Below are 24,068 nucleotides of genomic sequence, written 5' to 3' on the forward strand. Positions count from 1 at the left end.
GCAACCCCGAAGGGCAGCATCGGCGGATAGCAATAAAATTCAGGTATTTGACCTGCGCGTGTGATGGTTAAACACGCGTCGCATTCTCGCACCCCGGCGATCAAAGCTCTTCGCAGAACCTCTCAACACCAGAGAAAAACAAGAACACTGAACCCAAGCTCTTTAACGCAAAACGTTAAATCACAAGACGTCCACCAACCAAATTGCCAAAGATCTTTACCAGTTGACTCTCAACTGGCTTGCCACAAGCGCCAAAAACTTACTCTAACACATGTGACAAAAAACAAAAGAGACAGCGACACAAAACCTTATCAACATTGGGCTTGTGAAGCCGACTCGACTCTTTCGCTTGCTGCGGGAACAATACCAACAGTTGCCGAGGAGTCAACTTGCTAACAGCAGAGTTTTTCAAACAAGACGAATCTTAAAAAGACATCTCGTTGAGAGAACTTTGCTGACGGATTGCCCCTTCCAAAACCACTCAACAAAAATCCGTGAGTGAGAAGAGTTTATAGTAGAAAATGTGGAGACCACACTTGTCATTCATCCGTTTGCAAGTGTCGTTGAGCGTTGAGGTTTGATTGCCCCGTTCGCGACGACCAAAGTGAATAATAGCGGGACCGATGAGAGGGTCAAGGACCTTCGAAAGAAAAAATCAAAAGAGGATTCCGTAGGCAGGTCGAGGCATCGAGAGCTACCCAGATTGCCTGAAGCTCCACCTTCGCCGACCCGGACATTTGCAGACTTACCCCGCGTCTCCTTTCGACGACGCGAAGAATTTCGCCCAGTTGCGACCAACTTGATCAAGATCGGAGGCGGTCCATTTCTCTGAGCCAGTCCGGCCGTCTGGTTTCCAGCCGGTCAAATTTCCTCGACAGCCAATTGTTTCCGACAAACAAACACCCGACGAGCCAGCCGAGAGCTGCTCCGAAGAAGACGTCGCTGGGAAAGTGGGCTGAAACTGAGACTCGATGGAAACCGGTTAAGATCGCCAGAAACACAAACATCGGTTTCCCGTGCGGGTAAGCGGCGGAGAGAACTGCTGCAAACCCGAACGCTGAAGCTGTGTGGGCTGACGGAAAGCTTTGCCATGCTGATCCGCCTTCAGCGAATGGAAGCCACTGACCGAAACTCTCCCAGATTGTCGGAGACTGAAAGTCGAAGGAGTTGGGACGCGAACGGGCAATGAAGAGTTTCATAATGTTCGCAGCGACGCCGGCACAGGATGCCGCCAGAAAGAAGCGGACGATTCGCCACTCTTTCCACTTCAGAGCAGATGTGAGGCAAAACAGCCCAATCAATTGTCCGTAGGGAGTTCCGAAGTGTTCTGCCGCATCCACCAACTCGTGGAATTCGTCGAGCCAGTCGTCGTCGAGAAAGTAAACTCCGGCGGCTTTATCGAAGAGGAACACTGAAAACACACCGAGTCCGCAACAGACGAAAGGGACGGTCCACCTTCCCGGATTGACGAATCCTTCGCTCTGAGCTGCGAATCCGCCATCACTGTTGTCAGTCATTTCGTTCACTTCCTTGCCTGCGAAATATCAGTTGGCTCGATTCGAGACTCTATCAATCCGTTTGGTTCTGACTGGGCTCAAGTTGACTCAGGCGTTCAAGATGCAGTCGGGCGACATGCCACATGAAGTTCGGGCCGTATCCGGCAGTTCGTCCCCAGTCCGACACAGCTGCCTGTCTGAGAAATGGCTTGGCTTCGTCGGTTCGTCCCTGGGCGTCTTCATGCAATCCAATGTACAGAGACGCGTAGAACATCCGCTTACTTCGCTCTTCATCGCTGATTGTTGCGTTTGCAATGCGTTCGAGAAGTTCCTTCTTTGTGATTTCTCCTGAGTACAAACGGTAAATGTCTCCGAACGGTTCACGATCATCTTTCTCGTACTTGAGCAACTCGGCTTGAGCAACCTCACTCCCGGAATGCTTCAATTGAGACAGGTACCTCCAGATGCCATTCTCACGATCCACCTGATCGAACGAATGATATCGTTGGAACTGCGAAGTCGCCTGGGCGAAATTTGAGGTGTAGTAGTAAGCAATTCCTCGTCGCCAATGTGAGGAATCACGCTCAGGAACCAGCTCGACAATCTTGTCGTAATCGGCCAGTGCTGCCTCGAATTGACCGAGAAAGAAATGGGCATCGCCTCGCGCTGAGTAAAGACCCTCATTCTGTGGTGCAGCAATGATTGCCTCAGACAGCTGCGCGACTCGATTGTTCCACTTCTCTGCTTCGAAGCTGGGCTTTGCCTGTTCCTGACCTTCTGTTTCGTGTGCCGCAAGACACACGGTAAGCACCACGGCGAGGGCGACCGTTGGCTTCATTGAAACGGAAGTACGGCAGAAGCTTCGCATCCAATCTGATCCTTATCGCTGCTCACCGAAGTTGTTCGCGGGAACTTATCTGGTTCAATTCGACCGAGGCAATTCGGCAATTGACTGCTTATCGCGGATTCCGCAATGCGAAGCATAGGGAATCGACTTCTGATCGACTATTCTTCGAAGCGATTGAATGAACATTGCGACGATGCAAGCAGACTTGCCAGGTCGCAGTCGTTCGCATGGTTACTCAATTCAATCAAAGCGTCCAGCAGTTCCCGTCTCATTTCAGAAGTCCGCATTTCTGTGTCCAAGCCTGATTCTGGTCACCCACTGTCGCATCTTGCCGATCTTGCGTGTCAGCAGATTCGGACACAATATCTCGACACGCTTCCGACTTCGTCAGAGCTTCCCAAAATTGCGATCGTACTCGGAACCGGGTTTGGAGGATTCACCGAATCCCTCGACATCGCCTGTATCTTGAAATTTGAAGACCTCGAAGGGTTCGAGAAGACGACCGCAACCGGACATTTAGGACGGTTCATCATTGGACGCGTCGGAAGCTGCGGCGTCATCGTTTTGCAAGGCCGCCCGCACTTTTACGAGGGGCATCACGTCTCGACAATCACTTATCCAATGGAAGTCTTGAGTTGTCTCGGTGTCGAAACGGTGTTTCTTTCGTGTGCTGCCGGAGGGCTGTCGAGTCACTATCAAGTCGGCGATTTGATGTTGATTCGCGATCACGTCAACTTTCTGCAAGCGAGATCGGCTCAATTCGGCGATCGCGCCCCCCTGCCCCGTGAGAAGTCTGTCGATGACGATCTTCTGACAGCGAAGCGCTTGCAGCGGATTGCCCGAAGGCACAACTTCCCGTTGCATGAGGGAACTTACATCGCTGTGCCGGGGCCAAATTACGAAACGCGAGCGGAACTCCGCTTCTTTCGCCGAATTGGTGAAGCAATTGGGATGTCGACGGTTCCCGAAGTCATCCATGCAAGACGGTGTGGGATGAAGACGATCGCCGTCGCTGCAATTACAAATTTATGCCTGCCAGATGCTGGTGAAGTTGCCGACGGTGATCACGTCGTCCAGGTGGCACAATCTACTCTTCCGAGATTTCAGAATCTCGTGACCGACTTTCTAAAGCAGCAGGACATCTGAGTCCGCATCGAATGGGACTCATGGTCCTCCAGTTCAAGATCAGGCTGCGGCTTTCTTTTCGAGTGTCCTGCCGATCAACACGTGCAGCAATAATACCAGCACGAACACGACCCCAGCAGCGATCATCCCAAGGAGGTATCCAAACTCCTCGCTGAAGCGAATGTTGAATGCTGAAACGAAAATCCCGACCAGAGTTGTCGGAATTAGACACCCAAAATACTGCACAAAATAGGCGACGAAGAGTGCCCACCATCCGTTGAAGGACAATGAAAGATAGGCAACGAGGTGATAATAAAGCAGCAATTGGGCGACGACATTCGCGACAATGATCATGCCGATGGCAAAATTCTCTCCTCGTCCGATCTCCTTCAGGATTTCACTGACGATCCCGGGCGCGAAGGCGAGCGAGAGCAGAAGAAAAAACACAGACGGGATCACTCCGATAAACGCACCAGCCAGTTTCGAATAGGCAATCTTCGCCGTCGATTCTGGAAGCATCATCAGGTTCGCAAGTGTCTTGTCTTTCACCTCTCTGTGGAAAGTGCCTCCCACCAGAAGTGCCACTTCCAGCGGAATAAACCCAAAGCACAAAAATGCAGCCACAATTCCGGCGCTTTCCTCCACGTCAAGTTGATTCAATCTCCAGCCTGAATGCACACCAGCCACGATGAACGCCAGCAAGCTATAGGCGACCACTCGGAACACAATCGAACGCCGGCCCCCCGCCACGAATTTGAAGTCTTTCCAAACGAGTGCATGGCTCCAGACTCGCGGACGATGTGTTGCACGTGCTGCGCGACGCGTTGACTTGGAAGCGACCGGAGCAGATTCGGTCTCTCGATTGAACCAGTCGAAAACCATCCAGGAGAAGCCGAAGAACAGGACGCCGACCAGCATGTTCGAGACGAATTGAAGACTGAAGTAAGGCTGGCTCCCGCCAGTTGCAAGGATCTGGCTGAGCTGAACAAATACGTTTGTCTGCCAGTACTTACTCATCAAACTCACGCCAGCCGAGGCAATTTGCCCGAAGACTGTGTCGTTCTGAAAGAGAACGAAGATCGTGTGCAACAAGGCTGGGAGGGCGTGGTAAACCAGCACCAGAATTCCGGCGAGCCCTGCGGCATTCGCTGTCGATCTGAAAATCACCGAACACCAGAGCGAGATGTTCCCAATCAACACGATATATGCAGCGACAGCCAGATAACTCGCCAGAACCTGATGAAGCGTCACTCCACCAAGCGTGACGGCGAGAAGTGAATACGGAACCTGCACGACGAGGATCAGCAGGATGGAAATCATCCTTGGTGCAAATTTCCCGAGCAAGATCGCAAGCGGAGAGACATCCGCAATTTGGAGTAGCGGAAGAGTCCGCTCTTCTTTTTCTTCCGTGATCGAATTGGCAAAGAGCAACGGGACGACAAACGAGGCAAAGATTGCGTTTGCGTAGATGATTGATTGAAAGAACGACTTCCCTGGTGCTTGTGAGTTGAACGCCACACCCGCCGAAATCAGTTGCATCAAAATGAAGAAGGCGAGGCCCATACGCATCAAATGCGGAGTGAGACTTCTGGCATCAACCCTCATTGCACGGGTCGCTAAAGCGGTCGTCTTTCGCACCTGTCAATCCAGCCCTTCAGGAACTCGTGAGTAAATTGGACAACGTCCCCAACCTCTTGAATGACGTCACTGTAGGAACCCTGTTTTGCAGTTCACAAGTGAAGTCGCTGTTCATTGCAATCTCAACTACGCGAAACGCACCTCTGATCGTTGAACGAATTGGAAGGCGCAATGGATCAGGGAAGTTTTTCTCATAATGCCCCAGAAACACCTGAACCCGTTCGTTTACGGCATGATCTTTCAATCAATCGCCGTATCGGAGCTGCCCCTGACTTGTCTGAAGCAACTCACACAAACAATCATGGCGCCTTCTCAAATCAACCGGCATCACAATCCCAGCATCGTACAATCTCGCAATGAGTCAGGCTGTTCAAGTTTGACAAGACAGCCTGATTTCCAATGGCGAGTCGGTAGACCAGACAGAGTGAAACGCAGAGAATCGGATGGTCGCCCTTTTTTGAGTAAGAGACTCTTATGAATTCACTTGAGTACGCCAGCGAGTTGATCAAATTTCCGTCGGTGAGTTCGACTTCCAACGTTGAAGTTACGGACCAGATCGCAGACTGGCTGCGGTCGATCGATGTGACAGTTGAGCGGATCGACTACACCGATCACAAAGGAATCGCCAAATCGAATGTGGTCGGCAAGCTTGGTTCCGGAACCGGCGGGCTGGCGTATTTTGGACATTCTGATGTGGTCCCCGCCGACGATTGGGTGATTGAGGAGCATGGGCCCTTCTCCCCGACGATCAAAGATGGACGACTTTACGGACGCGGAAGCACTGACATGAAAGGTTCGGTCGCGTGCTTTATCTCGGCAATGAAACAGTTCCGAAACCGAACTCTGTCCGCCCCCGTCTACTTCTGTTGCACCGCAGACGAAGAAGTCGGAATGCTTGGTGCTCAGCAGGTCGTTGAGCGATCCAAACTCTACCAGGAAATGGTCGAGGGCCAGACACGAGCGATCATCGGAGAACCGACTCGTTTTGAAGTCGTTCATGCTCACAAAGGAGGTTGCTTGATTAAGGTGACCGCTTCCGGAAAAGCTGCTCACTCCAGCACGAAAGAAGGAATCAACGCGAACTGGAAAATGATTCCGTTCCTGTCGGAAATGTGGGAACTGAACAACGAAATGGAAACTGAAACCGCATGGCAGAATCCAATGTTCAACCCTCCAACGATGACGATGAATCTCGGCATCAATGATCACACTCATGCTGTGAACATCACCCCTCCACAAAGCGTATGCACGATCTACTTTCGTCAAATGCCAGGCATAGATGCGACTCCGATCATCGATCGCGTCCGCGACACATGCGATCGATTCAAGCTAAAGATGGAAATCGTCTTTCAAGCTCCGCCGTTCGATATTGATCCCGAATCGCCATTCGTTCAGGAGTGCCTCAAGTTCTCACCAGAGAAGAGCCCGAAGACCGTCTCATACGGTACAGACGGTGCCTGGTTTGGAGCACTCAAACAGGCCGTCGTGTTCGGTCCCGGCAGCATCGCTCAAGCACACACACACGATGAGTGGGTCAAACTCGAAGATCTCGAACACGGCACGCAGACTTATTCTCAGATGATCGACAACTGGTGCTCTTAGAGCGGGCTTGAGGGTCTGTACGTATTCGAATTCGTTCCGGAAAACTCACACGACTGACAACAATCGCAACGAGTTGAAATCAGGAAGCCAAATGATGCGAAGTTTCGGCCGAACGTTTCTTGTGATCGCCACCCTCTTCCCATCGCTGACATTTGCCTGGGAGGGTGTGCTCGACGATTCCAACTCATGGCCTCTTCCTGAACAAACCGATCCGCTCTCGGACAATGCCCTTCTCGATCTGCGAGATCTCAACGAAGCGGAGTCAGGACAGAGCGGATTCGTTCGACTCTCAGCGGACAAGAACGACTTCGTCCTCGGAGATGGAACACCGGCAAGGTTCTGGATGGTCGGCACAGATGCTCATCGCTTCCCGCCCGAACAGATGGATCACCACGCCCGCTGGCTGGCCAAGTTGGGCGTCAACATGGTTCGACTTCACGTCACAGTGTGCGATCGATCACCCGGATCGAAGATCACGGACGTCGACGAAGAATTGATCGACGGCGTTTTCCGATTCATCCAGTCCGCAAAACAGAACGGAATTTACGTTCTTCTGTCGCCGTTCTATGCCCATTTCGATGCTCCCGCCAGTTGGAACCTGCCCGGCGGAGAAGTTGATATGGAAGGATTGTTGTTTATCGATCCGACGCTGCAAGATGCGTACGAACATTGGACGCAAACACTCTATACACGCGTCAATCCTTACACCGGATTGGCTATCAAGGACGATCCGACGGTCGCCATTCTCCAAATCCACAATGAGGATTCGCTTCTCTTCTGGACGATGCAGCGGCTTCCAGATCACCATCGAGAAATGCTGTCCGAACACTTCTCCAACTTCCTCGCCGAACGTTACGGCTCGACCTCAGCAGCCTGGGATGCCTGGGGAGACGGCTGGAAAGGGAACGACCCGTTGGATGACCCGCAAAACGGGCGAATCGCTTGTTTGAAGATCTACGATTTAACAACTGATGGAGAAGGCGCTTTCGCCAAGCGGCAACGCGATACAGCTGAGTTCCTTGCCAAGTTTCAATTTGAGTTTTATCGCGAAATGGGAACCTACCTGCGAGATGAACTCGGCTGTCAGCAACTGCTCAATGCGACGAACTGGCGAACAGCCAATGATGAGAAGCTGAAAGCTTTAGAGCGTTATTCGTATCACGCTCTCGATATTGATGCGGAGAACGAATACGTCGGCTCAGACTTTCAGCATCAAGGTCCTAACGATGGATACCGAATCGACCCCGGCGACTACCTGGTCAACGAGTCGGTGCTCTCCAAGCCATTCGAGATGTGTACGAACTTTCGGCAGCACGTGGGGTATCCATTCATTGTCACTGAGACAGCCTGGAAAAATCCCAACCGATATCAAAGCGAGGGTCCATTTCTGGTCGCCGCCTATCAAAGCCTCAACGGTCTTGACGGGGTGGCGTGGTTTTCATGTCAGACACCTGAATATGAACGAGACCCGCTGAAGCCGTTCTGGCGGACAGGCGACCAGTTGTCGACTCACAAGTGGAACCATTGCTACCCGGCAATGATGGCCGGATTCCCAGCAAATGCACTGTTATACCGTCGAGGCGATCTGAAACAAGCCTCGCCCATCGTCATCGACAGTCGAACTTTCGAAGAGATCTTCAACCGTGAGATCCCACGAATCGCAGACAACGAAGCCTATGGAGATCAACGCAACTTGCCGGACCTCAACGCAGGCTGGTCTCCCGATGGTGATGAAGTGAACCGGGCAGCCTTCTTGATTGGGCCGGTTCAAACAACGAAATCTGAGGAGAGCAGTCCGCAAGTTCCTCCAGATCTCACTCCTTTTTTCGAACCTCAATCGGGAACGATTACCAGCTCTACCGGAGAACTGAAGTGGGACTATCGCCGCGAACTGTGCACCATGGACGCTCCGAAAGCACAGGGAGTGACAGGCTTCTTAAGGCAGAACGGCGGAGTTTTCGAATTGTCTGATGTGACGATTGAGAGCAAAAACGAATATGCCACCATCAACGTCGTGAGCCTCGATGACCAGCCCATTCAAGACTCAAAGAAACTCTTGATTCAAGTCGTCACTGTTAATCGATTGACTGGCTTTGAGACTCAGCCTGCAACCTTTCGACTCGGGAACAAGGAAGACAGCCCGGAGATCGAGGGAGAGCAGATCGTAAGAATCGGACGACCACCGTTTCGAATCGCCAACACCGAAGTCAGTGTCACACTTAACAACCCTGCGTTGAACAAGGTTCAAGTCCTCGACATCGCTGGGCACCTCGTCGACACTCTAGATGTCAGCAACGGTCGAGTGACACTTCCACAGAATGCGATTTACGCCATCGTGACGACGAACGACTGATTTCAACGCACCCGTTTCACCTTCCCATCATCGTTTCTGAAATCAACGAAACGGCGGAGCGCGCCCATCAGCACGCTCCGCCGTTCGATCTTTTAACAATTGGTCAAAGAAGCAAGATCAATCGAGGTACATGAACTCGTTCAGGTTCAATGCCAGCAGGCAGAAGTTCTTGAGGGCAGTCGATTGATCCTGACCGTATTCAGACTGCAAGTCATTGACCAAGTCCGTGCCGCGATCAATCTCCGTCTGAGTAGGATCACGCTGCAAAACTCGTTCAAGAGCCAACTGAATCTGATCGCTCAAGTCATCGCCGGCCTCAGCCACGATGTCTTTCGCGAAGAGGGCTGCTTGCGAATTCAGGAAGTCGCTGTTCAACATGCCGAGCGCCTGAGTTGGCTGCGTCGTGGCGAATCGAACCGGGCAGGTGAAGTCTGTGTCCGCCACATCAAATGAAGCCATCAGCGGAACTGTCAGCGAGCGTTTGAGATGGATGTAAATACTTCTCCGCCGTCGTTCTTCTTCACTGGAATCATCCCATCCCTGACCAGGTCGAGACTGTCCAGCGAGCACTTCTTCTGGAATGAGCGGATAGATGCTCGGTCCGTACATGTCATTGAGATTCAACGTTCCGTTCGCTGCGAGAATCGAATCGCGAATCTCTTCAGCTCGGAGGCGTCGCATATCAAATCGCCAGTAAAGCTGATTCGTTGGATCAACTTCGAGTCCCTGTTCCTGAGGAGCTGAAGACATTCTCCAGGTCGAAGACATGACCATTTGTTTGATCAACGACTTCAGACTTTGACCATCCTCGCGGAACTGAACCGCTAACCACTCCAGCAGTTCCGGATGCGTCGGAGCGACACCGGTCAATCCGAAGTCATTGGGTGACTGGACCAGTCCTCGACCGAAGCTCCACTGCCAGATGCGATTCACAACCACGCGAAGTGGCAGACCGTTCTCAGGATCTGTAACCCAGTCGGCCAAAGCACGTCGTCGCCCGCTGCTCTGACCGTGCGCTGGTGGAGAAATCACAGGAGAGTCGTCCGTCAACACGGTGGGAAATCCGGGCTCAACGATATCCCCTTCCGAAGATGCATTTCCTCGAATCAGAATGTAAGTCGCTGGTGCATCCATTCCGTGTTCGGTCACTGCGAGTGCTTGATCAGCGATTTGCGGCGGATGATTCTTCAGCTCTGTCCACTCTTTTCGAATGCGAGCGTAGTCGTCGAACTCTTCTTGCGTGAGATACTTGCCGACATACTTTTTGACGATTCGTAACCGAACGGAATCAGCCTGAAAATCGTCCTTTTCCCCTCCTTGAAGGCTTTCACGAATTCGATCTTCGATTTGGTCTAAGTCTGTGCGGAGACTCTCGACTTGTTTGTGGTACGCCGCAGATTCCTCCTTAAACATTGCTTCCTGCTCAGGAGTCGCGATGCTGCGAACTGATCGCTCGTACACGGACTCGTCGGAGCGAAGCCCGTAACGTTTGACGTTCCGGAAGAATGCGACCATTCGGTAATAGTCGGCCTGCGGAATCGGATCGAGTTTGTGATCGTGACAACGGGCACAGTTCATCGTCAGCCCGAGAAAGCCCTGTGAAGTCGTTGCGATGATGTCATCCAGCTCGTCGAACATCGCCAGTTTCGGATCAGCTGGCTCATCATCCCATTGCCCCAAGCGATAGTAACCGGTAGCGATGATTGAATCGGGTGTCGTTTCGTCGAGTTCGTCGCCAGCGAGTTGCTCTCGAACGAATTCGTCGTACGGCTTGTCATCGTTGAAGGCCCTGATGACATAGTCACGGTATTTCCAGACAAACGGCTTCGGATTGTCCCGTTCGAAGCTGTTGGTTTCTGCATATCGAACCAGGTCCAACCAGTAGCGAGCCCAGTGTTCTCCGAAGTGTGGAGATTCGAGCAATTCGTCGACAAGGTCTTCGAATGCGTCCGGGGAATCATTGTTGACGAATTGGTCCACTTGCTCAGGAGTGGGAGGCAAGCCAATCAAGGTGTAAGAGAGGCGCCGTACAAGTGACTCACGACTTGCTTGCAAATTGGGTTGCAGGCCGGCGTCTTTCAGCTTCTGGAAAATGAACGCGTCGATGGGAGTCTGAACAAATTCGGAGTCGACTTGAGGAACTTCCACCGCTTCGAGCGGCCGGAACGACCAGTGATTTCGAGTTTCCTCATTTACTTCAGGAATGCCGTGCTCTTCTTCAATCGCGATCACATCCGTTCGCTCCGGCATCGGAGCTTTCATATCAATCCACTTGCGGATGATGGCAATCGATTCTTCAGGCAGTTTGCCTGAAGGCGGCATCTCGTAGCTTTCGTAGTTGACCGCATCCAGGATCATGCTGAACTCTGGAGACTCCAGATCAACCCCTGCCCCACTCTCTCCCCCCGCGAGAACGTTCTCGCGGGTATAGAGGTTGAGCCCTCCTTTGGCTTTTCCGTTCCCATGGCACTGATAACAGTGTTCGGCGAAAATCGGCTCGACCTTCTCAACGTAGAAGTCGACTCCAGATTCATCCGCTGAAGTGCCCAATGGCATCAAAGCTGTTAGCGAAGCAAGGAAGAAAGCTAGTTGTTTCATGGGAAGACTCTAAAGCCGTCGGAAGACGAAGGTGGGATTTCGGTCAAACCGAAATTGAGATCTGTTACCAAGATGAAACTCTCAGAACCAATTCTTACGGAACTCGCGAGAGAAGGCAACTTGGGATGATTTGAACTGTGCCTGATTTCGCGAGAGATTCCATCCGAAAACTCTGTTCTGATCACAAAGAAGTCCTCAATTTGAAGAAATGCATCACAGTATCTGTGATCCCGAAGCACGGCGACTTGAATCTTCGGTCTCTTTGCTGTGCTGCAACAACTTCGAGTGTCGAGACAATTCCGCTCATGAATTCGATTCCTTCGTGTTCGGAAAACGATTCCGAACGACGGTCAATAATCACCGGAGAGAAGTTGGTGTTGGGGAGCTAAAGAAAGTTTTCAGAGTGTTCATCGAATCATTTTTCGAACGCCGTTGCACTCGGATTGCAGGTGACCGAATCAACGAGCTGGTAAGCGATGATTTTGCATCGACGAGGCAGTCCCAAGCTCCGATTTGGTCAAGATTTACTGCAAATTGCCTCCGATTCCGATCGAATTCGGACGTCGCCCGCTGCCGACACAGGCATGCCATCCGCATAACCGATTCTGTTCGCTCAATTCAATTAACTTTCTTGAATCTCCCATCTTTACAGGTTGACTTCCGTAGAAGTTGCTGATTTAGTGGTGGCCAGTCTCGACTCGTGGAAACGGAAAAAGAAAGTTGATCTGGGCGATTTTGGGCTCGCGGTTCGAGATTCAATCACATCACACGATCCCATCTCAAAATCAAATCGCCATTTATGATCAGACCCAAACTGCGCTCACGTCGCCATATTCTTTCGACGGTTCCTGCGATTGAATGGCTTGAACCGCGAACGATGCTCAGTTCGACTGCCTCGCTGGTCGATCCAACGATTGTTCAACAGTCGAACGATACCCCGGTTGCGATTTCCGCCGACGCTCCGAACACGGTTTCCTCTTCAATTGAAGTGAGTGGAATCGACGGGATCGTCACGGACCTGCAGATTGCGTTCGACATCACCCATGAGTCGACTGGTCACCTGACCGGAATTCTCATCGCTCCCGACGGATCAACCGTCACACTCTTCGATCGAATCGGACTCTGGCTCCCCAACTTCCATGGCACTGTTCTCGACGATGCTGCCGACACTGCGATTGCGGATGCTGGTGCACCATTCACCGGAACATTCCGGCCGATGAAGGAACTTGCGGCGCTCGATGGAATCGATCCCAACGGAACCTGGACATTCAAGGTTATCGACCGACAGGCTGGCCGTGGAGGATCACTCGATAACTGGTCCATTACCATCACCGCGGAAGACGTTTCTCCCAGCGGACAGGATGCAAACGGCGTCTTCTACAACAAAGAGAACTTCCTGATCCGTTCCGATGTCGCTTCCACCATCACATCCGAAATCGATGTCGCTGGACTCAACGGACTCATCGCAGATATCAACGTCGGCGTTGAGATCACTCACGAATCCTCTGGCAATCTGACTGGAACAATAATCGCTCCCGACGGAACGCGAATCACATTGTTCGAGCGAACAGGACTCTGGCTGCCGGACTTCACCGGCACAATCCTCGACGATCAGGCATCACAGTCCATTCAGGGCGCCAGTGCTCCATTCACAGGATCGTTCCAGCCCAAGGATCTGCTCGAAGCACTCAACGGAGCTGATCCGAACGGAACATGGATTCTGGAAGTTGTGGACCATCAACCGGGACGCGGCGGGCAACTCAATGAATGGACACTCGACATCACCACAGATGACGATGGGCCTCCTCCACCAACAGGCGAAACGGTAACGACCGAAACAAACGATACCCCGATTGCGATTTCCGCCGACTCTGCGAATACGGTGACCTCTTCACTTGAAGTCAGCGGAATCAACGGGATCGTCACGGACCTGCAGATTGCGTTCGACATCACCCATGAGTCGACCGGCCATCTGACCGGAATTCTCATCGCTCCCGACGGATCAACCGTCACACTCTTCGATCGAATCGGACTCTGGCTCCCCAACTTCCATGGCACTGTTCTCGACGATGCTGCCGACACTGCGATTGCGGATGCTGGTGCACCATTCACCGGAACATTCCGGCCGATGAAGGAACTTGCGGCGCTCGATGGAATCGATCCCAACGGAACCTGGACATTCAAGGTTATCGACCGACAGGCTGGCCGTGGAGGATCACTCGATAACTGGTCCATTACCATCACCGCGGAAGACGTTTCTCCCAGCGGACAGGATGCAAACGGCGTCTTCTACAACAAAGAGAACTTCCTGATCCGTTCCGATGTCGCTTCCACCATCACATCCGAAATCGATGTCGCTGGACTCAACGGACTCATCGCAGATATCAACGTCGGCGTTGAGATCACTCACGAATCCTCTGGCAATCTGACTGGAACAATAATCGCTCCCGACGGAACGCGAATCACATTGTTCGAGCGAACAGGACTCTGGCTGCCGGACTTCACCGGCACAATCCTCGACGATCAGGCATCACAGTCCATTCAGGGCGCCAGTGCTCCATTCACAGGATCGTTCCAGCCCAAGGATCTGCTCGAAGCACTCAACGGAGCTGATCCGAACGGAACATGGATTCTGGAAGTTGTGGACCATCAACCGGGACGCGGCGGGCAACTCAATGAATGGACACTCGACATCACCACAGATGACGGAACTCCTCCCCCACCGACAGGTGAAACAGGCACAATTCAGTTTGCGACGGGAGTCGTTCGAGTCGGCGATGCATTGACGATTAACGTGACTGATCCGGATCTCGCTGGCGCATCGACACTCGCAGTCCAGGTCAACTCAGCTAACGATCAGGAAACTGTCGTGCTGAATGCTCTTGAAAATGGACAATTCTCCGGACAACTCGCCACTTCAGCCGTTGCGGCGGCGAACGCAAATGGAGTTTTGTCGGTCATTGCTGGAGAAACAGTCACAGCGACGTACGTCGACACGCTTGATGAGAATGGTCAGTCCACGACTCTCACCAGCACGAAGACTTTCGCTCGAACGACTGCAACGCTCAGCTTCGATCAGACGAGCTACGATGCCGGAGACGTCCTGACGATCACAGTGAACGACATCGATCTGTCTGGATTGGGCAGCCTCGATGTCTCTCTCACGTCGGCCAGCGATTCCGAATCCGTGACGCTGACGGAAATTTCTCGAGGACTCTTCCGAGGATCAATCACTTCGAGCGATGCTGCGTCGAGCAACAATGACTCAGTGTTCAGCGTTGACGGTGGAGTGACGATCACAGCTTCTTACCTCGATCCTGTTTCATCCAACGGACAACCGGTAACAGTCTCTCGGACTGCTTCGATCAATGTCCCGCCTCCACCGACTGGATCGAACGGAACGCTGACGCTGTCACCCACACTCCTCAATGTCGGCGGTGTGTTGACGGTCACGCTCAACGATCCGGATCTCGCTGGGCAGTCGCAAGCCACTGTTCACCTGTCGACGTCTCTGGACTCAGAGTCACTCACGTTGAACGCTCAAGGTGGAGGTCTCTTCACTCGCACAATTGGAACGACAGCGGCCAATACTTCGAACCACAACGGAACGCTTTCGGTTGTCGCGGACGAAACAATCACCGCCAGTTACGTCGACGAACTTGATTCGAACGGCGGTCAGCAGACACGCCTTTCGTTCGCGAACGTTCGGTCAAACACAGGCCAGATCAGCCTCAATCAATCAGACTATGAAGCTGGTGACGTCGTCACCGTAACGCTGCAAGATGTTGACCTCACCGGATTGAGTTCCGTTCAGGTGCAGCTCAATGCCGGAAGTGACGCAGAGACGCTGACGCTGACAGCATTGGGAAATGGAGCCTTTCGAGGGAGTATCGGCTCAAACAACCAAGCAGCGAGTAGCGGGAACGGAACGCTCAACTTCCAGAACACCATCTCCCTGACTGCAACCTATCTCGATCAGAACAATGCATCAGGCAATAACCAGGCCATTCAGGCAACGTCAACCGTTACCTACGTTCCGCCTCCAGTCTCTGAGTTCGAGATTGTTGTCCGCTTCACTGATAACAACCTCACTGCTTCGCAGCAGGCAATCTTTGCTGACGCAGCAGCTCGCTGGTCGGAAATCATCATTGGAGACCTTCCAGATGCGTTTACCAGCATCGGGGTTGTCGACGACATTGTCATCGACGCGAGTGCTCCAGAAATTGACGGACGCGGAGGAATTCTCGGATCAGCTGGCCCACGTGAAGTCCGCGGCGGATCTTTGATTCCGTCATATGGTGTGATGAGATTCGACTCGGCTGATCTTGATTGGCTGGAAGCTCAGGGACGACTCGTTGATGTCATCATCCATGAAATGGGTCACGTCCTCGGAATTGGAACGATGTGGTCAGGGATGGGACTTGTTTCTGGCCTTGGATCGACAAATCCGATCTTTACTGGAACCCAGGCTCGCATCGCATACGGCAACCTTCTCGGAACCGGACCTCAGGATGTTCCTGTGGAAAATGCTGGAGGAGCGGGAACTCGTGATGCTCACTGGAGAGAATCAATCTTCGGAACTGAGTTGATGACCGGTTACCTGAACTCGGGAGTCTCAAACCCGATCAGTTCAGTCACCGTCGCTTCTCTGGCAGACATGGGATATGAGGTCAACATGGCCGCAGCCGACTTCTACACGTTGCCGGGGTCATTGACTTCAACGACAACCGAAAATGGAACAGCTACAGGTTCTGATTCAAAGTCACTCCACGATGACGACCATGAAGATGAGGACCACGACCATGATCACGGTTTCGGGATTGTTTACATCCCTGACTACATCATCATGCCGACTGTCGACGAAGTCTCGAGCATGAACCCGCTCGCATTAAAACAACTGCGTCGCTTCGGAAAAGCGAAACTCGACGACGAATGGTTTTCGCAGTTCGAATCGCTGTCGGTCTGAGTGACTGCCGATACTTGAGTGTTGATTGAAGCCCGGAGTGGAAAGCTCCGGGCTTTTTTCGTTCAAGCTGCCCTAACCTCTACGATCCGCACAATCGCTTCAGAATGTTGTAAAAAGTACACACTCTTGGTGACTTTTCGCCTCACGCTCAACTCCGCGGTGTAACGTTTGATGTTGGATTCTGTCACAGTTGGTCGTTGAATTGCGCAATGCTGTGATCGATTTCAGCCTCGCGGACCGGAGTCCGCCAGAACACGACTTTCCAATTGGGAAAGAATCGCAGACAGTACTCTCTGCGATGCCTGTTCATTATGATCGATTACCATCGCCTAAAAACCGACCTGCTGGCGCTGGGGCTGTTCGCTGTCACTTTGTTCATCGGATTGGCCCTGTACAGCTACGATCCGGCGGATCCACCGTCGAATCTGGTTTACCCTGCGCGGTCACAAGCAATGAACCTCTGTGGACCGACTGGTGCCCTCCTCTCTCACGCGCTCGTGAATACATTTGGATTGGGAGCCTGGTTTCTGCTGTTCGGGATGTTCTGTCTGGACATTGGACTCTTCTCCCGAAAGCAAATTGCTGACCCATTCATTCGAATGGTCGGAGTTGTGGCGATGTTGATATCGCTGTGTCTGCTCTTGCAACTCGCTGTTCCACGCTTGCCAGCCTCTCCACTCATCGGAAGCGGCGGCTATCTTGGAGCATGGGGAAAAGTCCTGCTGACCGAACGATTTTCAGTCGTTGGTTCCACAGTCATCATCGGGACGATCTTCTCAGTCGGCTTGCTGTTGGCGACGGAAACGGTTCTGTTTCGTCTCACGCTCCGCGTACTCAAGGCTCTGATCCGCCCTGTGACATGGTTGGTGACGCAGTTCTACAAACGTCGAAGCGAACGTCAGAAGGCACTGCTTGAACGTGCACGTGAAATCGAAACCGCATCGGACTCAGTCGCAGAAATTCAAAACGAAGAAGTGCAAGACGACGAGCCTGAAATCGAACACCGGGTGCCGACGGAATTCAAAGTCAATCCTCCGATCACTGTCGCATCGCGCAACAACAGCGTACTCGGGAAGATGTTCCGTCCGAAGACTTCAGAGTCGCTTCAGCATGTCGAACTCCCCTCGTTGGACATTCTCGAAGAAGCTGAAGAATTTCCGTTTGAACTCCTCGCCAAGAAAGCTCAGGAAGCAGCCGCGGTTCTCGAACGAACATTCGACGAATTTGGTCTCAACGTGAAAGTCGCTGAGATCGACACGGGTCCGGTGGTGACTCAATTCGAACTCGAACTTGAAGCGGGGCTGCGAATTTCTAAGGTTGTCAACCTGGCGGACGATCTGGCTGTCGCGCTGCGCGTTCCAGCTGTTCGTGTGGTCTCACCGATTCCCGGGAAGAATACCGTTGGAGTTGAAGTTCCAAACGAAAAACAAGTGACCGTCCGGTTGAAAGAACTCGCCGAAGCCTGCTCTGAACAGGCTGAGAAAATGGCGGTCCCGATCTTTCTCGGAAAAGACGTGAGTGGCCGTCCACTCGTCGTCGACATGACCAAGATGCCTCACCTGTTGATTGCTGGACGAACAGGAACCGGAAAGAGTGTGTGTCTCAACACGCTGATCACCTCCATCCTGATGACGCGATCGCCGGAAGATGTGCGCATGCTGATGATTGACCCGAAAATGGTCGAACTCAGTCCGTACACCAAAATTCCTCACCTGATGAACCCTGTCATCACTGACATGAAAAAGGCTGAGGCTGTTTTGGCTTGGGCAGTCGACAAAATGGAAGAGCGCTACGACATGCTGGCCCGTGTCGGAGTGCGTCATCTCGACAGCTACAACAAGCTGGGACGGGAAACCGTTCTGGATCGAATGGGTCTCACCGAAGACGACGAAGAAGCCGATCAGGTTCCTGAGCGGATGCCATACATCGTGATCATTGCCGACGAAATGGCCGACCTCATGATGACGAACGGCAAGGAAGTCGAATCACACATTATTCGACTTGCTCAAAAGTCCCGAGCTGTCGGAATTCACCTTGTACTGGCAACTCAAAAACCGACCGTGGACGTCATCACTGGTTTGATCAAATCAAACTTGCCGGCTCGAATCTCCTTCCAGGTTGCCTCCCGAACGGACAGCCGCGTCGTGCTTGACGAAATGGGCGCTGACAAGCTTCTCGGAAACGGAGACATGTTGTACCTCGCTCCCGGAACGAGCAACCTGACTCGTGCTCAGGGAACGTACGTGAGTGACGACGAAGTCAACTCGATCATCAACTTCTACAGCGACTACGAGCCGCGTTACTCACCGGAAATTGCTCAAGCAACTAAGGCAGCGAGTTCCGCCGGAGCGATGAGTGGTGGGGTTTCGACCGAACGAGACGATCTCTACTCGCAAGCTGTTCAGATCGTCCTGCGGGAAGGTCGCGGAAGCGTTTCCCTTCTGCAACGAGCGATGGGAGTTGGGTACGGCCGAGCGGCGAGAATGATCGATCACATGGCCGAGGATGGTATTGTCGGCGATTACAACGGTTCCAAATGCCGTGAAGTCATTTGCAGCTACGAAGAGTGGGAAGAACGCCAACAGCAAATGGAAATGGCTTATTGAAACTGAACGCTCTGTGCACAAGACTATGCACAATGTCCGATGCGAACGGTGACTGTCGCTTGAAGTGATCTCCCTAAAGGCAATTCACTCAAACGACTGCGGGTTTCTTCGAGAGTCACCCGTTCTGCAACGTCCAGAGAAACCATGAAGGTGATCTAACGGAGCGTTTCATTGCGTGATCTTCGAGCGAATTCGTCAACGGGATGGGCGTCCAATATCTTCCGTTGTCTTCATACGTTGAGTGCCGTTGTCATTGGATTCTTGCTGTTCGCTATCGAGGCTTACTCGGAAGTCCTTGCGAAATCCCCGTTGGATCAGACTCGCCCGAATGTGATTCTGATTCTCGCGGACGACATGGCTCTCGGCGATCTCTCCTGCCTCAACGGGAACCGCACCAAGACTCCGCATCTTGACCAGCTTAAAGAAGAAAGTGTCTGGTTCTCACAGGCTTACTCCGGATCTCCCGTCTGTGCTCCTGCTCGGGCTGCGTTGCTAACGGGGCGATACCCTCACCGGACGGGAGTCGTAACGCTGAACATGGTCGACTACCCGGAGCTAACTCGTCTTCGGCTCGACGAAACGACGATGGCAGACATCTTTCGGAAAAATGGCTATCGGACCGGTCTGATCGGGAAGTGGCACTTGGGGCTCGGTTCCGAGTACCACCCACTCAATCGTGGATTCGATGTCTTCGAAGGGTTCTCAGGACACCTATATGTCCCTAACTATTTTAAATACAAGCTGCAAGTTCAAAACGAGACACAGCAATTCCAAGATCGTTATTTGACCGACGATTTCACCGACCGAGCGATCAACTTTGTGACTCAAAACGCCGAGCGACCGTTCTTTCTTCATCTTGCTCATTACGCTCCGCATCGGCCGCTCGGAGCTCCAGAAGAGAAGATCAGGTACTTTCTTGAGCAAGGATTCGACAAGCAAACATCAACCGTTTACGCCATGATCGAAGTTCTCGATGAGGGAATCGGTCGGCTCCTGTATCAACTCGACGAACTCGGAATTCGCGAGCAAACTCTTATTCTGTTCGCGAGCGATAATGGGCCCGATCCGGTTATTGCTGAACGGTTCAACCTGAACCTGAGAGGGACGAAGTACATGGTCAACGAAGGCGGGATTCACGTTCCATTGATGGTCAACTGGAAGAAGACCTTCGCCCCTCATGTTATCGACCGCCCTGTCCATTTCACCGACGTACTGCCCACCCTGATCGAAGTTTGCCGCCTCGAACACTCGCCAACCAATCGGCTGGATGGTGTCAGCTTTGTAACGAGTCTGACAACGGAATCCCCCGCAGAGCGCAACACCCCATTGTTCTGGCAGTGGAACCGAACGACGCCAAGGTACTCGCACAACGCGTCGATACGCGAAGGAAACTGGAAGCTCGTCCGTCCGTTTGTCACTCGCAATGTCCCGAAAGGAGATTCGTCGGAACCGGCCGAGTTATTCAATCTTGAACAAGATCCCTTCGAGACCAATGATCTGTCAGCGAGTGAACCGGAACTGACCCAGCGAATGCTTCAACAGTTGCAAGACTGGTCAAACGAGGTTGAATCCTCACGTACTCGCCCACAGGCCGAAACTACGAAAAGCTCGGACCCGCAGAATTAGCTGTTTCATAAAGCCTCTCAGGCTCGCTTGACTCGAGAAGTGCCGTTTGAGTTGTGATTCCAATTCGAACGCGAATCGCGGCGTTTTCAGAGACTTTCTTTCGTAAAGTACCTGCTGCGAGGTAAGCTTTCCGATGTGTTTCGAAGAATCGCATCTCGAGCTCTGTGACGATTTTCAGTCGGCCTGTTGGAGAGAGTGTTTCGGAACATCCGGCGAGATGAGCACCGGGGTTTTCATTTGACCCTGCAAGAAGATATCATTTTCCGTTGATGCATCCTTCCCAAGAAGCGGACCCGCCAAGTGTGCCGATTTTTATTCTGGACGACTTTACCCCTCCTGTTCTCCCTGCAAGCGGTTGCTGACTCTGCTGGGATTGAGTTCTTCGAACAGAAAATCCGCCCCGTTCTGATCAAACATTGCTACGAGTGTCACTCCGTCGAAACCAAATCTGTGAAGGGAGGTCTGCTCGTCGATTCGGCAGCTGGACTCCTGAATGGGGGCGACTCGGGACCTTCGCTCGTCGCGGGTCGACCCGACGAGAGTGTGCTGCTTGAAGCACTGAGATACGAGTCTTACGAAATGCCGCCGTCGGGGAAGCTCCCGGAAGAAGTCATACAGGACTTTGAAAAGTGGGTCAGCATGGGTGCTCCTGATTCGCGCACAGACCCGGTCAAAGGAGGCAGCGAGTCGAAAGAAATTGACTTCGAAGCAGCCCGGCAGTTCTGGGCATTCCAGCCACCTGAATCACATGTCGTCCCGACGGTTCAGGATGTGGAATGGCCGAGAAGCTGGATCGACTCCTTTGTTCTCAGTGAGTTGGAAGCACATGACCTTCAACCGATGCCCGACGTCGAACGATCAAGCCTCATCCGTCGAATTGCTTACGATCTAACTGGGCTGCCGCCTTCGCTCGACGATCTGAAAGCCCTTGATGAGGACGCGAGCCCGAAGGCAATCGAAGCGTTCATTGACCGGCTCCTGGCATCACAAAGATTTGCCGAACATTGGGCCCGACACTGGCTCGACGTCGCGCGGTATGCTGATTCCAACGGTGCGGACTTCAACGCGACATTTCACAATGCGTGGCGTTACCGCAACTATGTCATCGACACCTTCCACGAAGACCGTCCATTCGACGAATTTGTGCGAGAACAAATTGCTGGCGACTTTCTCGACGCAGAGTCAATGGAAGAGACTTCTCGAAATTTGATCGCCACCGGTTTCCTGATGGTCGGAACCAAGATGCTCAGCGAGCGCGACAAAGAGAAGCTGCGGATGGATGTGGTCGACGAACAGATCAACTCGATCGGCAAAGTCTTTCTTGGAATGACGGTCGGATGCGCCCGTTGTCACGATCACAAATTCGACCCGATTCCAACGTCAGACTACTACGCTCTCGCTGGCATTCTTCGCAGCACGCAGACTCTTGACGGGGAGATCCAGAAGTACGTCTCGAACTGGACGCGTCAGCCTCTCCCGATGACAGAGGAGCATGAACAATCGCTGGCAGAATACAACGCGAGAGTTCAAAAGCTGGAAAAAGAGATCAAAGAAGCACAGACCGAGCTGACTCAACTTGAGGATTCATCGACTCGCTCTTTGATCCTCGAACAAGGCATTCTAATTGATGATTCCGAGGCAAAGCTGATTGGCAACTGGAAGTCGTCGACCTATTCCAAGAACTTCATCGGCAAAGGGTACATTCACGACGACAAGCAAGATCTCGGGCAAAAGAAGGTCATCTTTGAAGTCAATGTTCCGGAAGATGGAGAGTATGAAGTGCGGCTCGCTTTTCCCGGATCGGGTGGCCGTGCCAGCAATGTTCCGGTTGTTATCGATCACGCAGAAGGGTCAGCGACGATTTCAGTCGATCAAACCAAGCGGGCCAAACTGCTGACGATGCTTCAGCCTGTGGGACGATTCCCGATTCAAGCCGACAAGCCGTTCGTTGTCACAATCTCAAACACAGACACCAATGGGTACGTCATTGTCGACGCGTTGCAAGTCGTCAATGTGAATGAACTATCTGAAGAAAACACCGAAGCTGCCGATGAAAACCTCGCCAAAATCGAGGCGCAGCGAGAGCACCTGGATCAGTTAAAAGCCCGCCTCAAGGAAGTTAAAGACGATGCTCCGCCCCCTGCACCTGTCGCACTGGCGGTTCGTGAAGCAGAGGATCAAGGTGACTATTCAATTTGCATCCGCGGTGAGCCCAGAAACCTCGGCGCGAAAGTGCCTCGCGGATTCCTGACAGTCGCCACTTACGATTCAGCTCCGGAGATTCCTGCTGGTCAGAGTGGTCGCCTCAGCCTGGCTGAATGGCTGGCCGACCCGCAGAATCCGTTGACAGCTCGCGTTTATGTCAATCGCGTCTGGCAGCATCTCATTGGTCATGGTCTCGTGCGCAGCGTCGACAACTTTGGGCACTTGGGGGAACGACCTTCTCATCCTCAGCTGCTCGATCAGTTGGCTGTTGAATTCATTCAGCACAACTGGTCGACGAAATGGCTCATCCGAGAAATCGTGCTGAGTCGGACCTATCAGCAGACGAGCGAACACGATGAATCTCGTTGGAAGATCGATCCGGAAAATCGTCTGTTGTGGCGGATGAATCGCAAGCCGCTCTCTGCCGAACAGATCCGAGACACGATGCTGCAAGCTACGGGAAGTCTGGATGATTCACAGACAGAATCTCCGGTGGCAGCATTGGGAACTCTCGTTTCACAAAACAATCCGAACGATGCGAAAGTTCAACTTGCCTCGACAAACACACGCACGATTTATCAACCGGTGATTCGAAATGAGCTTTCCTCTCTGATGAGAGTCTTCGACTTTGCGGACCCAGATTTCGTGACTGGTCGCCGGGCCGAAACGACAGTGCCCACCCAATCGTTGTGGATGTTGAATTCGCCGATGATTTCGGAACGATCGCAAATCATTGGCAAGCAGATTACCGAACTGGCCGAGTTGACCAGTGAAGAGAAAGTCCAAGCGTTGTATCGCCGAATTCTGGGGCGAACCGCAACAAGTCAGGAGGCTGAAGTTGCGATTCAATTCGTTTCGCCATTCGAGCAATCACCGGCTGTCGGAACGAATTCCGAGAGCGATTCTAAGACACCTGAGATAGAGCCGAACGCAGAGGACTGGGCTGACCTTGCCCATGCCATCATCGCATCATCGACATTTCGGATGCTCGACTAGCTGTGAGAAG

General features: G+C 52.6%; 11 protein-coding genes. 7 read left to right on the plus strand and 4 right to left on the minus strand.

What is annotated here, in order from left to right; translation table 11 throughout:
• Positions 1-803: 803 nt before the first annotated feature.
• Positions 804-1,517 carry a phosphatase PAP2 family protein gene (locus AB1L42_RS21120; protein ID WP_367061093.1) on the minus strand — a complete coding sequence of 238 codons (714 nt, stop codon included), beginning with the start codon at positions 1,515-1,517 and terminating at the stop codon, positions 804-806.
• 52 nt (positions 1,518-1,569) lie between these two features.
• Positions 1,570-2,364: a hypothetical protein gene (locus tag AB1L42_RS21125; protein WP_367061096.1), complete on the minus strand. Its 795-nt coding sequence runs from the start codon at positions 2,362-2,364 to the stop codon at positions 1,570-1,572.
• Positions 2,365-2,634: 270 nt separating this feature from the next.
• On the opposite strand from AB1L42_RS21125, the gene AB1L42_RS21130 reads away from it, so the two are divergent.
• A complete protein-coding gene (locus AB1L42_RS21130) occupies positions 2,635-3,489 on the plus strand; it encodes a purine-nucleoside phosphorylase (protein WP_367061099.1) in 855 nt (284 codons plus the stop codon).
• Positions 3,490-3,528: 39 nt separating this feature from the next.
• Here AB1L42_RS21130 and AB1L42_RS21135 read toward each other — a convergent pair whose 3' ends face one another.
• Complete coding sequence (locus tag AB1L42_RS21135) at positions 3,529-5,106, minus strand: ABC transporter permease subunit (RefSeq protein WP_367061102.1); 1,578 nt, start codon at positions 5,104-5,106, stop codon at positions 3,529-3,531.
• Positions 5,107-5,580: 474 nt separating this feature from the next.
• Between AB1L42_RS21135 and AB1L42_RS21140 the strand changes: the two genes are divergently transcribed.
• A complete protein-coding gene (locus AB1L42_RS21140) occupies positions 5,581-6,708 on the plus strand; it encodes a M20 family metallopeptidase (protein WP_367061105.1) in 1,128 nt (375 codons plus the stop codon).
• 91 nt (positions 6,709-6,799) lie between these two features.
• Positions 6,800-9,061 carry a hypothetical protein gene (locus AB1L42_RS21145; RefSeq protein ID WP_367061108.1) on the plus strand — a complete coding sequence of 754 codons (2,262 nt, stop codon included), beginning with the start codon at positions 6,800-6,802 and terminating at the stop codon, positions 9,059-9,061.
• A gap of 117 nt (positions 9,062-9,178) precedes the next feature.
• Here AB1L42_RS21145 and AB1L42_RS21150 read toward each other — a convergent pair whose 3' ends face one another.
• Positions 9,179-11,659: a DUF1549 domain-containing protein gene (locus tag AB1L42_RS21150; RefSeq protein WP_367061111.1), complete on the minus strand. Its 2,481-nt coding sequence runs from the start codon at positions 11,657-11,659 to the stop codon at positions 9,179-9,181.
• Between the two features lie 877 nt (positions 11,660-12,536).
• On the opposite strand from AB1L42_RS21150, the gene AB1L42_RS21155 reads away from it, so the two are divergent.
• From AB1L42_RS21155 to AB1L42_RS21170, 4 genes are all read left to right on the plus strand, one after another.
• Positions 12,537-16,625, plus strand: coding sequence for a proprotein convertase P-domain-containing protein (locus AB1L42_RS21155; protein ID WP_367061114.1), 4,089 nt, complete (start codon positions 12,537-12,539; stop codon positions 16,623-16,625).
• 311 nt (positions 16,626-16,936) lie between these two features.
• Positions 16,937-19,231 carry a DNA translocase FtsK 4TM domain-containing protein gene (locus AB1L42_RS21160; RefSeq protein ID WP_367061117.1) on the plus strand — a complete coding sequence of 765 codons (2,295 nt, stop codon included), beginning with the start codon at positions 16,937-16,939 and terminating at the stop codon, positions 19,229-19,231.
• Positions 19,232-19,402: 171 nt separating this feature from the next.
• The gene (locus tag AB1L42_RS21165; RefSeq protein ID WP_367061120.1) at positions 19,403-20,857 is read left to right on the plus strand and encodes an arylsulfatase; all 1,455 of its coding nucleotides are present in this window, start codon (positions 19,403-19,405) and stop codon (positions 20,855-20,857) included.
• A 300-nt stretch (positions 20,858-21,157) separates the two neighbouring features.
• Positions 21,158-24,058: a DUF1553 domain-containing protein gene (locus AB1L42_RS21170; protein ID WP_367061123.1), complete on the plus strand. Its 2,901-nt coding sequence runs from the start codon at positions 21,158-21,160 to the stop codon at positions 24,056-24,058.
• Positions 24,059-24,068 lie beyond the last annotated feature (10 nt).

It is taken from the genome of Thalassoglobus sp. JC818 (assembly GCF_040717535.1).
In the GTDB taxonomy this organism is placed as follows: Bacteria; Planctomycetota; Planctomycetia; order Planctomycetales; family Planctomycetaceae; genus Thalassoglobus.